General features: G+C 69.0%; 11 protein-coding genes. All 11 read left to right on the plus strand.

Annotation, left to right across the window (positions count from 1 at the left end; genetic code table 11):
* Positions 1–30: 30 nt before the first annotated feature.
* The 11 genes from ACWDTI_RS16925 (at position 31) to ffh (ending at position 14711) form a co-directional block, all read left to right on the plus strand.
* Complete coding sequence (locus ACWDTI_RS16925) at positions 31–615, plus strand: YceD family protein (RefSeq protein WP_449739376.1); 585 nt, start codon at positions 31–33, stop codon at positions 613–615.
* Between the two features lie 6 nt (positions 616–621).
* Positions 622–1353 (plus strand): ribonuclease III, encoded by a 732-nt coding sequence (rnc, locus tag ACWDTI_RS16930; protein ID WP_449739264.1) that lies wholly within the window; start codon positions 622–624, stop codon positions 1351–1353.
* Between the two features lie 14 nt (positions 1354–1367).
* Positions 1368–2288 (plus strand): bifunctional DNA-formamidopyrimidine glycosylase/DNA-(apurinic or apyrimidinic site) lyase, encoded by a 921-nt coding sequence (mutM, locus tag ACWDTI_RS16935; RefSeq protein ID WP_449739265.1) that lies wholly within the window; start codon positions 1368–1370, stop codon positions 2286–2288.
* Between the two features lie 29 nt (positions 2289–2317).
* The gene (locus ACWDTI_RS16940) at positions 2318–2791 is read left to right on the plus strand and encodes an OsmC family protein (RefSeq protein ID WP_449739266.1); all 474 of its coding nucleotides are present in this window, start codon (positions 2318–2320) and stop codon (positions 2789–2791) included.
* 5 nt (positions 2792–2796) lie between these two features.
* On the plus strand, positions 2797–3078 hold the full coding sequence (locus ACWDTI_RS16945; protein ID WP_449739267.1) for an acylphosphatase: 282 nt from the start codon (positions 2797–2799) through the stop codon (positions 3076–3078).
* 71 nt (positions 3079–3149) lie between these two features.
* Positions 3150–6755, plus strand: a complete 3606-nt coding sequence (gene smc, locus ACWDTI_RS16950; protein WP_449739268.1) for a chromosome segregation protein SMC — start codon at positions 3150–3152, stop codon at positions 6753–6755.
* Entirely contained in the window at positions 6752–8314 is a 1563-nt protein-coding gene (ftsY, locus tag ACWDTI_RS16955; protein WP_449739269.1) for a signal recognition particle-docking protein FtsY, read from the plus strand. Before smc ends, ftsY begins: the two co-directional genes overlap by 4 nt.
* Positions 8315–8723: 409 nt before the next feature.
* A complete protein-coding gene (locus ACWDTI_RS16960) occupies positions 8724–10100 on the plus strand; it encodes an ammonium transporter (RefSeq protein ID WP_449739377.1) in 1377 nt (458 codons plus the stop codon).
* 6 nt (positions 10101–10106) lie between these two features.
* On the plus strand, positions 10107–10445 hold the full coding sequence (locus ACWDTI_RS16965) for a P-II family nitrogen regulator (RefSeq protein WP_004572306.1): 339 nt from the start codon (positions 10107–10109) through the stop codon (positions 10443–10445).
* Positions 10446–10543: 98 nt separating this feature from the next.
* Positions 10544–13096 carry a [protein-PII] uridylyltransferase gene (locus tag ACWDTI_RS16970; RefSeq protein ID WP_449739270.1) on the plus strand — a complete coding sequence of 851 codons (2553 nt, stop codon included), beginning with the start codon at positions 10544–10546 and terminating at the stop codon, positions 13094–13096.
* Between the two features lie 49 nt (positions 13097–13145).
* A complete protein-coding gene (gene ffh, locus ACWDTI_RS16975) occupies positions 13146–14711 on the plus strand; it encodes a signal recognition particle protein (protein ID WP_449739271.1) in 1566 nt (521 codons plus the stop codon).

The following is a 14711-nucleotide window of genomic DNA, read 5'->3' on the forward strand; positions in this document are numbered from 1 at the left end:
GCGTATCGTGCAACTGTGGCTGATCACGCAATGACCGCCGACGACACCGTGCGCTACCCGTACGTCATCGACGTCCGGTCCCTGGGCCGCCGGGCGGGCACCATGTCCGAGGTGCACCGCACGGTGACCGCTCCCGAGCGGGTGGGCGTCGAGATGATCGGAATCCCTGCCGGATCCGAGATCGATCTCGATCTGCGACTCGAGTCCGTCACCGAGGGTGTCCTCGTGACGGGAACGGTCAGTGGCGAGACCGACGGACAGTGCGCACGGTGCCTCGAACCGCTCGACGGCACCGTCACCGTCTTCCTGACCGAACTGTTCGCGTACCCCGACAGCGAGACCGAGCAGACGACCGACGCCGAGGACATCCACCGGCTCGTCGACGACCGGATCGATCTCGAGCAATCCATCATCGACGCGGTGGCGATGGAATTGCCGTTGTCGCCCTTGTGTTCCGACGACTGCCCCGGACTGTGCACGGAATGCGGGGTGCGTCTCGCGGTGGCCGAACCCGGGCACTCGCACGAGGTCATCGACCCGCGCTGGGCGGCCCTGCGCGACCGACTCGAGACGCCGGAGGCCGACGGTGCGTCGGAGAACCGAGGCGGTGACTGAGCCGACGTGAGCGATCCGGAAGCCGATATCACAACTCCCGACCCCTTTGCCGACTTGCTGACCGCGCTGCGCGCGGAACTGTCCACCGATCTGCTGACCCTGGCTCTGACCCATCGTTCGTACGCGTACGAGAACGGTGGGCTGCCCACGAACGAGCGGCTGGAGTTCCTGGGTGACTCGGTCCTCGGCGTGATCATCACCGAGCGTCTCTACCTGCGGTATCCCGAACGGTCCGAAGGGGATCTGGCCAAGATCCGGGCCAGCGTGGTGAACATGCACGCGCTGGCCGCCGTCGCGCGCGACCTCGGGCCCGGAGGGCTCGGACGGCATCTCTTCCTGGGCCGCGGCGAGGAACTCACGGGTGGACGCGACAAGGATTCGATCCTCGCCGACGGACTGGAATCGGTCTTCGGCGCCCTGTACCTGCAGCACGGCCTGGCCTACTGCAAAGAGACAATCCTCGGCTTGTTCGACGAGATCATCGGGCGCGCAGGCGATCTCGGCGCCGGCCTCGACTGGAAGACCTCCCTGCAGGAGCTCTCCGCCGAACGCGGCTACGGTCCGCCGCACTATCAGATCAGCTCGACCGGCCCCGATCACAACAAGGAGTTCACCGCGGTGGCCGTCGTCGCCGGCGAGAGCCTCGGCGAGGGGGCCGGCCGCACCAAGAAGGAAGCCGAACAGAAGGCGGCGGCACTGGCCTGGCAGGCGATCACCGATCGTCCTGCGTCGAGCTGAGCGAAGGCGCCGAGGTGCCCGAACTCCCCGAGGTCGAGACCGTGCGCAGCGGGCTTGTCGACCATGTCGTCGGGCGGCGCATCGTCGCCGTCGAGGTCGCCCATCCGCGGTCGGTGCGACGCCACGTCGGGGGCGCGACCGATCTGACCGGCCGTCTCACCGGCGCCGAGGTCGTCGGTGTGCACCGTCGCGGCAAATACCTGTGGCTCGACGTCCGGCACGGCGACGACGAGTTCCCGGTCGTGGTGCATCTGGGCATGAGCGGGCAGATGCTCATCGCGTCGGACGGCGCGCCCGATCACCTCCACCTGCGGATCCGGGCGAGCCTCGACGACGGGAACGAGCTGCGGTTCGTCGATCAACGCACCTTCGGCGGCTGGCACGTCGACGAGTACGTGCACACCGCGACCGGCGACCCGATCCCCGAATCGGTCGCCCACATCGCACCGGACCCGTTCGATCCGGCCTTCGACGCCGAGGCGGCGATCACGCGGATCCGGTCACGCCGCACCGAGATCAAACGGGCCCTGCTCGATCAGACGGTGATCTCCGGGGTGGGCAACATCTATGCGGATGAGGCGTTGTGGCGCAGCCGAATTCACGGCACCCGGAGCACCGGTGGGCTCAGCCGGGCCAAGCTGACCGAACTGATCGACGCGGTCACCGCGGTCATGAACGACGCCCTGAAGGTCGGTGGCACATCGTTCGACTCGCTCTACGTCAACGTCAACGGGCAGTCCGGCTACTTCGAACGATCGCTCAACGCGTACGGCCGTGAGGGGCAGCCGTGCCGCCGCTGCGGCACCATCATGCGCCGCGAACAGTTCATGAACCGCAGCTCGTACTATTGCCCCCGATGCCAACGCCGCGACCGGGTCCGGAAGCAAACCGTGCCGGGGCGCGTTACCGCCGACACGACCGCCACGACGCGGTGACTCACGAACAAAGGACCGATGGACCGACCATGACGATCGAATCGGGGACAACCGAATCACACACGGCGACCGCACAGCCCGATGGCGGCCACCCGCACACCGAGCTCTGGGTGGAGCGCACGGGCACCCGCCGCTATACCGGCCGCAGTTCGCGGGGCGCCGAGGTGCTCGTCGGGTCGGAGGATGTCGAAGGCGTGTTCACGCCGGGCGAGCTGCTCAAGATCGCCCTCGCGGCGTGTACCGGCCTGTCGTCGGACCGGCCGCTGTCGCGGCGCCTCGGTGACGACTACGACGCCACCATCCGCGTGAGCGGCGCCGCCGACCGCGAGAACGAGGTCTACCCCGTACTCGACGAGGTCCTCGAGGTGGACCTGTCCGAGCTCGACGACGATGCCCAGGAGCGGCTGATCGTCGTCGTCGAACGGGCGATCGACGCCGTGTGCACCGTCGGCCGCACCCTGAAGGCCGGCGCCACCGTCAACGTCACCATCGAAAAGGACTGATCACCATGCCCGACGCCCCGGTCCGCCTGACCGCCTACGTCACCGGTCGTGTGCAGGGTGTCGGATTCCGCTGGTGGACCCGATCGCGGGCGCAGGAACTGGGGCTGGTCGGGTACGCCTCGAACCAGACCGACGGCCGGGTGCTCGTGGTCGCCGAAGGACCACAGTCGTCCGTCGAGGCACTTCTGGCGGCGTTGCGGTCCGGCGACACGCCCGGCCGGGTCGACCAGGTCGTGGAACGGTTCGACGATGCGCGCGGTGACCTCAACGGATTCCGCGAGTGGTAGACGATGGTCGACGGTGCCGGACGGGTCGGTATGCGCGGCTTCGTCGTAGATCCTGAGTATTCTCTACCGTCGTGCACCTCAAGAGCCTGACCCTGAAGGGCTTCAAGTCCTTCGCGTCGGCGACGACCCTGCGTTTCGAGCCGGGGATCACGTGTGTCGTCGGTCCCAACGGCTCGGGCAAATCGAACGTCGTCGACGCGCTGACCTGGGTGATGGGCGAGCAGGGTGCCAAGGCGCTGCGCGGCGGGAAGATGGAGGACGTCATCTTCGCGGGCACGTCGGGGCGTCCACCGCTCGGACGTGCCGAGGTCACACTGACCATCGACAACGCGGACGGCGCGCTGCCGATCGAATACTCCGAGGTGTCCATCACGCGCCGGATGTTCCGCGACGGCGCGGGGGAGTACGAGATCAACGGCAGCTCGTGCCGGCTGATGGACGTCCAGGAACTGCTCAGCGACTCGGGTATCGGCCGCGAGATGCACGTGATCGTCGGGCAGGGACGTCTCGCCGCGATCCTCGAATCCCGGCCGGAAGAGCGCCGCGCGTTCATCGAGGAGGCCGCAGGCGTCCTCAAACACCGGAAACGCAAAGAGAAGGCGGTTCGCAAGCTCGACTCGATGCAGGCCAACCTGGCCCGGCTCAGTGACCTGACCGCCGAACTGCGCCGCCAACTCAAACCGCTGGGCCGCCAGGCGGAGGTGGCGCGCCGTGCGGCGACCGTGCAGGCCGACCTGCGCGACGCCCGGCTGCGGCTGGCCGCCGACGACCTGGTCACCCGCCGGGCGGAGATGGCCGAGCATTCCGCGGTGGAAGACGAGGTCCGCGCGCAGCAGGACGAGGTGAGTGCGGCCCTGGACACGGTCACCGCCGAACTCGCCGATCACGAGCAGCGGCTGGCCGCGGTGACCCCGGCGGCCAGTGAGGCCGGGCAGGTCTGGTTCCGGCTCTCGGCGCTCGCCGAACGCGTCGACGCGACCTGTCGCGTCGCATCCGAACGCAGCCGCTACCTGCGTGAACCGGCCGCGCAGAGCACCGGACCCGACCCCGATGCCCTCGACCGGCAGGCCGAGGAGGCGGCGCTCACCGAAGCCGAACTCACCGAGGCGGTGAACACGGCCGCCGACTATCTCGACGCCGCCAAGGGAGAACTCGCCCGCGCCGAACACGACGCCGACGCCGCCGAAGCGGCCCACCTCGCGGCGGTGCGCGCGATCGCCGATCGGCGTGAGGGCCTTGCCCGCCTCGAAGGGCAGGTCACCAACCTCCGCACCAAGGCCGAGTCGGTGGACGCCGAGGCAGCGCGGCTGACCGCCGCGATCGCGGCGGCCACCGAACGTGCCGAGGGGCAGCAGGCGCAGCAAGACACCACCGCGGCGACGCTGGGACAGTTCGAGTCCGCCGAGCATGGACTCGACGAGCATCACGAACGGTCGGTGACCGCGCTCAACCAGTCCAACGAGCGGGTCGCGTCGCTGCAGACCGCCCAGCGCGAGACCGAGCAGAAGATCGCCTCGCTCACCGCCCGTATCGACGCGTTGTCGGTCGGGCTCGAACGCAACGACGGCGGCGCGTGGCTCATGGAGAACGCCCCGGACGGTCTGGTGGCGCCCATGTCGGAGCTGCTCACCGTGCAGGCCGGCTACGAAACGGCCATCGCCGGTGCGCTGGGTCCGGCGGTCGACGCGATCGCCACCGTGGACGCGATCACCGCGGTCCGGGCGCTGGCCGCCCTCAAGTCCGGTGACGGCGGCCACGCCGCACTCATCCTCGGCGGGCTGTCCGACCCCACGACGAGGCCGCAGATCGACCTGCCCGACGGGGCGCACTGGGCGACGTCGGTGGTCTCCTGCCCGCCGGAGATCCGCACCGCCGTCGAGTTGGTCCTGGCCGACACCGTGCTGGTGGACAGCGCCGAACAGGGTCTCGAGCTCAGCCGGGCGCATCGGCTGCGAACGGTGACCCGGGACGGCGACCGCATCTCGCCCGGATCGGTCGAAGGCGGATCGGCGCACCGGCCGTCCACCCTCGAGGTGCAATCAGCCATCGACGCGGCGACCGTCGAACTCGCAGGGGCACAACGATATTCGGAGGAAATTGCGGCCGCTCTGGACGGCGCGCTGGCCGACCAGCACGACCGGCGCGAAGCCGCGGAGGAAGCGCTGGCCGCCCTGCACGAGTCCGACGCCAACGTCGGCGGCACCTACGAGCACATGGCCCGCCTCGGGCACGAGATCCGCTCGGCGCGTGCCGAGGCCGATCGGCTGGCCCGCCAGCGGGACTTCGTCGAGAAGGGCCGCGCCGAGACCATGGAGAAACTCCAGGAACTCACCGACCGACTGCGTCTGGCGCGCGACGAATCCGAGGTCACACCCGAACAGGCCGCCGACGACGCGCCTCGCGCGGCGGCTGGCGAGGCGCTGACCGCCGCCCGCTCGGCCGAGATGGAGGCGCGGCTGCAACTGCGCACCGCCGAGGAACGACTCGCGTCGGTGCGCGGCAGGGCCGACTCGCTGCGCCGAGCCGCGCAGCGGGAGCGGGAATCGCGCGTCCGGGCCGAACAGGCCGATCGTGCGCGCCGTCGGGCGGCCGTGGTGGCCGCCGCCGTAGCCGAGGCGGGAGCCGAAGTCTCGCAACGACTTTCGCTCGCCGTCGCAGCGGCGCAGGCAGGCCGTGACGAACTCGAGCAGGTGCGGGTGGAACGCACCGCCGCGCTCGACGAATGCAAACGGCAGGCGGCCGAGCTGACCACCCGACTCAACGCCTTGCGCGACACCGTCCACCGCGACGAGGTCGCCCGCGCCCAGGTCGTGCTGCGCATCGAGCAGCTCGAGGAGCAGATCCTCGACTCGTTCGCGATCACCCCCGACGACCTGATCGCCGAATACGGTCCCGACGTCCCGATGCCGCCGTCGGCGCTCGAGATCCACGAGTACGAGCAGGCCAAGGAGCGCGGCGAGCAGGTCGTCGCGCCTGCGCCCATGCCGTTCGACCGCGCCACCCAGGAGATGCGCGCGAAGAAGGCGCAGAAGGATCTCAACACCCTCGGCAAGGTCAATCCGCTGGCGCTCGAGGAGTTCGCCGCGCTCGAGGAGCGCTACAACTTCCTGTCCGCACAGCTCGAGGACGTCAAGGCCGCCCGGCGCGACCTGCTCGCCGTCGTCGACGAGGTCGACGCCCGCATCCTGCAGGTGTTCACCGAGGCCTACGCCGACGTCGAGCGGGAGTTCGCGGAGGTCTTCACCACGCTGTTCCCGGGCGGCGAGGGCCGCCTGGTGCTGACCAACCCCGACGACATGCTGACCACCGGCATCGAGGTGGAGGCGCGACCGCCCGGCAAGAAGGTCAAGCGGCTCTCGCTGCTGTCCGGTGGCGAGAAATCGCTGACCGCCGTCGCTATGCTGGTCGCCATCTTCCGTGCCCGCCCGTCGCCGTTCTACGTCATGGACGAGGTCGAGGCCGCACTCGACGACACCAACCTGCGGCGGCTGATCGCGCTGTTCGAACAACTCCGCGAGCGCTCCCAGCTGATCGTGATCACCCACCAGAAGCCGACCATGGAGGTCGCCGACGCGCTCTACGGCGTCAGCATGCGCGGCGACGGCATCACCACCGTGATCTCCCAGCGCCTGCGCGGGGTCGACATCCCGGTCAACAGAGAAGGAACCCGACAGTGAACACCGGAATCATCATCGGCATCGTCATCGCCGTACTCGTGCTGATCGCGCTCGTCGCGCTCGGCGTGGGACTCTCGCGCCGTCGGCGGATCTCGTTGTCCGAACCCCCGACCGCGCAGAAACCGATCGACGGCACCACACCGCAGGTCGACAAGTCCGGCGGGTACCAGGCCGGCTCCGGATTCACGTTCAGCCAGGGCGGCGGCTCGGGCACCGCGCTCGCCGAACCGCCCAGCCGGCCACAACCGCCGACGCCGCCGGTCGAACGCACCGAGGTCGACGGCCAGCCCGGAGTCGGCGACGACGCGTCGGTGCCCCGCGACTCGGCGCAGCGGGGCATCCAGGAAGTCACGCTGCCGGACATGGAGACCGAGCCGGCGGTGGAGACCCCGCCGGTGGTGGAAGCCGAACCGGCCGTCGAAGCCGAGCCCGCCGCGGAGGCCGAGCCGGCCGTCGAAGCCGAGCCGGCCGCTGAGGCCGAGCCGGCCGCTCAGGCCGAGCCGGTGGTCGAGGCCCGGCCCGTCGACGCGGAGGTCGACACGGCGACAGCGCCCGTCGACACGCCGGTCACCGAGACCGAACCCGCCATCGTCGTCCCCGACGACGCGTCGTCGCTGACCGCGCCCCCGCTCGACGTGATCGCCCCGACGGCCGGCCGGCTGGGCCGATTGCGGGGCCGGCTCGCCCGGTCGCAGGGGGCGATCGGCAAGGGTGTGCTCGGGCTGCTCGGCGCCGGCGACCTCGACGAGGACTCGTGGGAGGAGATCGAGGACACGCTGGTGATGGCCGACCTCGGCACCACCTCCACCAACGCGGTCGTGGAACGGCTGCGGACCGAACTGGCCACCAACCCCGTTCGGACCGCCGACGACGCCAGGGCGCTGCTGCGCCGCACCCTCGTCGAACAACTGCATCCCGAGCTCGACCGTTCGGTGCGGGCGCTGCCGCACGGCGACCGTCCCGCGGTGGTGCTCGTGGTCGGCGTCAACGGGACCGGAAAGACCACCACCACCGGCAAACTCGCACGCGTGCTGGTCGCCGACGGCCGTCGTGTGACGCTCGGCGCCGCCGACACGTTCCGCGCCGCGGCCGCCGACCAGCTGCAGACGTGGGGTGAGCGGGTCGGCGCCGACGTGGTGCGCGGCAAGGAGCAGGCCGACCCCGCGTCGGTCGCGTTCGACGCGGTCAATAAGGGGATCGAGAACGGCGTGGACGTCGTCATGATCGACACCGCCGGCCGTCTGCACACCAAGACCGGCCTGATGGACGAGCTCGGCAAGGTCAAGCGCGTGGTGGAGAAGAAGGCGCCGGTCGACGAGGTGCTCCTGGTTCTCGACGCCACCGTCGGGCAGAACGGGCTGACCCAGGCGCGCGTGTTCGCCGAGGTCGTCGACATCACCGGCGTCGTTCTCACCAAGCTCGACGGCACGGCCAAGGGCGGCATCGTCTTCCACGTCCAGGAGGAACTCGGGGTGCCGGTCAAGCTGGTCGGGCTGGGGGAGGGCGCCGACGACCTGGCGCCGTTCGAACCCGAAGCCTTCGTCGACGCGCTGCTGTAATCGGGCTGCCGGCTGTCGCGGGCCGTCGTGATCGTGCTGCCGCTGTCGCGGTGGCGATCGTGTTGCCGCTGTCGCGGTTGTCACCGTGCTGCCGTGACCGCGGGTGTCACCGCGCTGCCGGCACCGCGGTTGTAACCGGCTGCGCCCCAGTAACTCTGATCAGGTGGCGAATCGGCAGTTTGTCGATTGCTATTTCCGCATCGAGGATGCTTCGACACGAGCCGGTCGGTGCGTCACAACGACCTGCGACGTTACCGCCGAGAAACATTTCCGCCGTCCGAGTTCACGCATACGAAACATGTAGTAGCCGCCGCTGAAACATCGACAAAGCACCCTTCACGACAGGTCACGCCGCGGCGCCATGTCGTGGCATGGATGAGGAGGGATACGAGTGGCGGATTTCCCCACTATGGGTGTGCCGGACACCGGAGACACGGCGTGGATGCTGGCCAGCTCCGCGCTGGTGCTGTGTATGACGTTGCCGGGTCTGGCATTTTTCTACGGCGGCATGGTCCGTTCGAAGAACGTGCTGAACACCATCATGATGAGTGCGATGGCCATGGGCATCGTCACGGTGTTGTGGAGCATCTACGGCTTTTCGATGGCCTTCGGTGACGATGAGGGCGGGGTCGTCGGCAATCCCGCCCAGTATTTCGGGCTCAAGGATCTGCTGTCGGCCAACGGCTCCGCTGCGGTCGCGGCCGATCCGGCGACCGGGACCCAGGCCGCAGAAGCGGTGAACATCCCGTTGTTCGGAACGATTCCGTCGATGGTCTTCGTCGCGTTCCAGTTGATGTTCGCCATCATCACCGTCGCCCTCGTCTCCGGCGCGGTCGCCGACCGCATGAAGTTCGGCGCCTGGACCGCGTTCACGGTGCTGTGGTCGACGATCGTGTACTTCCCGGTCGCCCACTGGGTGTTCTCGTTCGACGGCGTCACCGCCGAGACCGGCGGCTGGATCGCCAACAAGCTCAAGGCCATCGACTTCGCGGGTGGTACCGCGGTGCACATCAACTCAGGTGTGGCCGGCCTGATCCTGGTGCTGTTCCTGGGCAAGCGCAAGGGCTGGCCGACCGCCCCGATGCGTCCGCACAACCTGCCGTTCACCATGCTCGGTGCCGGTCTGCTGTGGTTCGGCTGGTACGGCTTCAACGCCGGTTCGGCCACGTCGGCAAACGGTACGGCCGCGGCGACCTTCATGACCACCACGGTGGCCACCGGTACCGCGATGCTGTTCTGGCTGCTCACCGAGCGTATCCGTGACGGACACGCCACCAGCCTGGGTGCCGCGTCGGGCATCGTCGCGGGCCTGGTCGCCATCACCCCGTCCTGTTCGTCGGTCGATGTCTGGGGTGCGCTCATCATCGGCGCCTGCGCCGGTGTCGTCTGTGCCCTGGCGGTGGGCCTGAAGTACAAGCTCGGCTACGACGACGCGCTCGACGTCGTCGGCGTCCACATGGTCGGCGGTATCCTGGGCACCGTGCTCATCGGTTTCCTGGCCGATGCGAAGGCGCCGGCGGGTGTCGACGGCCTGTTCTACGGCGGTGGATTCGACCAATTGTGGCGGCAGATCGTCGGCGCGGGTGCGGTGCTCGCATACTCGGCCGTGGCCACTGCAATAATCGCACTTGTGTTGAAGTACACAATCGGTCTGCGCGCCGACGCCGAGGACGAGGCCACGGGTCTCGACGAATCGCAGCACGCAGAGTCCGGATACGATTTGGCACCCATCGGCGGAGGGTCCGCACTGGCCCAGACCGGCGTTACCCTCGGCAAGGAGGCATGATCCACAGTGAAACTGATCACCGCAATCGTCAAGCCGTTCACCCTCGAGGATGTCAAGGCCGGCCTCGAGCAGGCAGGCATCCTGGGTATGACCGTCAGTGAGGTCCAGGGGTACGGACGGCAGAAGGGCCACACCGAGGTCTATCGCGGCGCCGAATACTCCGTCGACTTCGTGCCCAAGGTACGGGTGGAGGTCGTCGTCGACGATGCCGCCGTCGACAAGGTCGTCGACGTCATCGTCGAGGCGGCACGCACCGGAAAGATCGGTGACGGGAAGGTCTGGGTCTCGCCGGTCGAGTCGGTGGTGCGGGTCCGCACCGGAGAGCGTGGCGGCGACGCGCTGTAAGTGAGCGAGTGACCATTTCGCTTTGACATTCCTGCGGCCCCGCGTCTGAACGATTTCAGGCGCGGGGCCGCGTCCATCACCCCGATTCGGAAAGTCCCGTGACCGCAACAGATCTCGCAGCAACCCGTCGGCAGATCCTGGAAACCTCCAGGGCCGGCAAGCTCGACGCGGCCGGACTGCGTCAGGTCCTGGTGGATCTCCACGAGTTCTGGCTGACGAGCAAGGGCGCCGAACTGGGGATCAAATCCGACAGCGGTCTGTCGATCGTGGCGGTCGGCGGACTCGGTCGCGGTGAACTGTTGCCATACTCGGATCTCGATCTGATCCTGCTGCACGACGACCTGCCCTCGGAGCGCGTGTCGGAGGTCGCCGACGGTCTCTGGTATCCGTTGTGGGACGCCAACATCCCGCTCGATCACAGCGTGCGGACGGTTCCGCAGGCGCTGCAGGTCGCCCGCGAGGACGTCAGCGCCGCGCTCGGACTGCTTGAGGCACGGCACATCGTCGGCGACGAGGATCTGTCCACGCTCCTGATCGGTGGCATCCGCCAGCAGTGGCGCAGCGAGATCCGCGATCGGTTCCCGGCCGTGGTGACGGCCGCACAGGACCGGTGGCGTCGCGCCGGTGACATCGCGCACCGTGCCGAACCCGACCTCAAGAACGGCCGCGGTGGACTACGCGACGTCCAGCTGTTGGGCGCGTTGGCGATTGCCCAACTCACCGATGGAATGGCAAGTCTCCGACCGGATTCACCGGGGGCCGGCCCACAGGTCGCGTACCAGCGGTTGTTGGACATCCGTACCGAATTGCACCGGATCGCGGGCCGCCCGCGGGAACAGGTGCGCGCACAGGACGCCGACGAGATCGGCGCCGCACTGCGCATCGGGGACCGCTTCGACCTCGCCCGGGTGATCAGCGACGCCGCCCGCACCATCAGCTACTCGATCGACGTCGGACTGCGGACGGCCGGCAACGCCTTGCCGCGGCGCGGACTCGCCAAGCTGCGGCGCTCGCCCATCCGGCGTCCGCTCGACGAGGGCGTCGTCGAACACAATGGGGAAATCGTGTTGGCGCGCAACGCGATTCCCAGCAAGGATCCCGGCCTGATCCTACGGGTGGCGTCGGCGTCGGCACGCTCGGGACTGCCGATCAGCGCGTCGACGCTGAGCCGGCTCGCCGACTACGCCCCCGAACTCCGCGAACCGTGGCCCGCCGAGGCGCTCAGTGACCTGCTGGTGCTGCTGGGGGCCGGCCACCACATGGTCGATCCCATCGAGGCGCTCGACCGCACCGGGCTGTGGGGCCGGCTGCTCCCCGAGTGGGGGGCGGTCCGTGACCTGCCGCCCCGCGACGCGATCCACACGTGGACCGTCGACCGGCACCTCGTGGAAACCGCCGCCCACGCGGGATCGATGACGACCCGGGTAGCGCGGCCCGACCTGCTGGTCCTCGGCGCCCTCATCCACGACCTCGGCAAGGGACGCGGAGCCGATCACAGCATCGTGGGCGCCGAACTGGCCATCCAGGTGGGCAACAGATTCGGGCTGTGGCCGCAGGACGTCACCACCCTCTCCGAGATGGTGCGCCATCACCTGCTGCTGGCGACCGTCGCGACGCGGCGCGACCTCGACGACCCGGCGACCGCCGAACACGTGGCGGCCACCCTCGGTTACAACCGAGACCTGCTGGAACTGTTGGCCGCGTTGGCCGAGGCCGACTCGCTGGCAACCGGTCCGGGCGTCTGGGGGGAGTGGAAGGCGTCGCTGATCAACGAACTCGTGCGGCGCGCGATGCGGTTGATCGATGGCGGCGAACTGGCCCGACCCGAGCCGCTGACCCCCGAACAGATCGAACTCGCCGAAGCCGGCGGCTTCGCCGTCAGCCTCACCCCGGCCGACGGCGCACACACCTACCGGCTGACGATGGTCGCGCCCGATCAGCCCGGTCTGCTGTCGATGATGGCCGGTGTGGTGGCCCTCAACGGTCTGCGGTCGCTCAAGGCGACCGTGCAGTGTCACGGGGGGAGTGCGGTGAACACCTTCATCGTCATCCCCGTGTTCGGCAGCCCGCCCGAGGCCGGGCTGATGCGCCAGCAACTCATCGCCGCGATCGACGGCAAGATCAACGTGATCGCGCGGCTCGACGCCCGCGAGGCGGAGTCACCGATCCCGACGATCGGCACCGTCGGAACCGGGCCCGGCACCGCGGCGAACGCGGGTGCGTCGGCGGGCAGCACCGACCCAGCCGTCGACGGCGCCGGCCATCCGAAGAATGCGGTACCCGCACTGTTCGCTGTCGCGCCGCCGCGCGTGCTGTGGGTGGAGAACAAATTCGCCCCCGAGGAGTCGGCCGAGGCCGAGGTGCTCATGGAATTGCGCGCCGGCGACCGCATCGGGCTGCTCAGCCGCGTCAGCGCGGTCATCGAACGCCACGGTGCGCAGGTGCGCTGGGCCAAGGTCACCACCCTGGGCGGCACGGTCATCGACACGTTCAGTCTCCAGCTCGACACCGACAGCGACGAGGCGCGGGCCGCACTGGCCGACGACGTGATCGCGGTGTGTCCGCCACCACAGCCGGTCGCCGACGGCGAGGGCGACGGCGGAGGCCAACACTCCGGCGGCACCAACCGCTCCGGCGTGCCGATCAGCTGACCCCGACCGGACCCGACGCCCTGTCGCAGGGGCATGGAAGACTAGAGGAATGTTCGATTCGCTCTCCGATCGGTTGGCCGGCGCGCTCAAGGACCTGCGCGGCAAGGGCCGACTCTCCGACGCCGACATCGACCGCACGTGCCGTGAGATCCGCCTGGCGTTGCTCGAGGCGGATGTGTCGCTGCCGGTCGTCCGCAGTTTCATCGCCCGCATCAAGGAGCGGGCCAAGGGTGCCGAGGTGTCCGGGGCCCTGAACCCCGCACAGCAGGTCGTCAAGATCGTCAACGACGAACTCGTCAACATCCTGGGTGGCGAGACCCGGCGCATCACGTTCGCCAAGAAACCGCCGACGGTCATCATGCTCGCCGGTCTGCAGGGTGCCGGTAAGACCACCCTGGCCGGCAAGCTCGGCCACTGGCTCAAGAAGCAGGGGCACACGCCACTGCTGGTCGCGTGTGACCTGCAGCGCCCGGGCGCGGTGTCGCAGTTGAAGATCGTCGGCGAGCGTGCCGGGGTCAAGGTGTTCGCACCGCACCCCGGAACCGACATCGGCGGCGAGGGCACGCTCGGCGTCACCGCCGGCGATCCCGTCGCAGTCGCCCGTGCGGGCAAGTTCGAGGCGATGGCCCAGCAGTACGACGTGGTCGTGATCGACACCGCCGGCCGACTCGGCATCGACGAAGAGCTCATGCGCCAGGCCGCCGACATCCGCGAGGCCACCGGCCCCGACGAGGTCCTCTTCGTCGTCGACGCGATGATCGGCCAGGACGCCGTCACCACCGCCGAGGCCTTCCAGTCCGGCGTCGGATTCACCGGTGTCGTGCTCACCAAGCTCGACGGCGACGCCCGCGGCGGTGCGGCACTCTCGGTGCGCGAGGTCACCGGCAAACCGATCATGTTCGCGTCGTCGGGGGAGAAGCTCGACGACTTCGACGTCTTCCACCCCGACCGGATGGCCAGCCGCATCCTCGGCATGGGCGACGTGCTGTCCCTCATCGAACAGGCCGAACAGCACTGGGATGCGCAGCAGGCCGAGGAGGCCGCCGCCAAGATCACCCAGGGCGATCTCACCCTCGAGGACTTCCTCGAGCAGATGCTGATGATCCGCAAGATGGGCCCGATCGGGAACATCCTCGGGATGCTGCCGGGCGCCGGGCAGATGAAGGACGCCCTCTCGCAGGTCGACGACAAACAACTCGACCGGGTCCAGGCGATCATCCGCGGCATGACGCCCGCCGAGCGGGAGAATCCGAAGATCATCAACGCGTCACGCCGGCTGCGCATCGCGAACGGTTCCGGCGTGACGGTCAGCGAGGTCAACCAGCTCGTCGACCGGTTCTTCGAGGCCCGCAAGATGATGGCGCAGATGTCCGGCCGGATGGGCATGGGTCCGGGGCGCAAGTCCAACCGGAAGAAGGGCAAGGGCAAGAAGGGCAAGGGACGCGGACCCACACCGCCGAAGGCGGCCCGCGCCGGTCTGCCCGGGATGCCGGGCATGCCCGGCATGCCGGCCGGATTCCCGGACCTGTCCAACATGCCCGCCGGGCTGAACGAGTTGCCGCCGGGGCTCGAAGGCATCGACGTCTCGCAGTTCCAGAAGCCCAAGAAGCCTTAG

The sequence above is a fragment of the Gordonia sp. NPDC003424 genome (assembly GCF_053588655.1).

Bases quoted from the DNA above. Each gene is read 5' to 3' on its own strand.
- ACWDTI_RS16925 (WP_449739376.1), top strand. From the start codon at position 31: ATGACCGCCGACGACACCGTGCGCTACCCGTACGTCATCGACGTCCGG.
- ACWDTI_RS16940 (WP_449739266.1), top strand. From the start codon at position 2,318: ATGACGATCGAATCGGGGACAACCGAATCACACACGGCGACCGCACAG.
- ACWDTI_RS16945 (WP_449739267.1), top strand. From the start codon at position 2,797: ATGCCCGACGCCCCGGTCCGCCTGACCGCCTACGTCACCGGTCGTGTG.
- ACWDTI_RS16960 (WP_449739377.1), top strand. From the start codon at position 8,724: ATGGGTGTGCCGGACACCGGAGACACGGCGTGGATGCTGGCCAGCTCC.
- ffh (WP_449739271.1), top strand. From the start codon at position 13,146: ATGTTCGATTCGCTCTCCGATCGGTTGGCCGGCGCGCTCAAGGACCTG.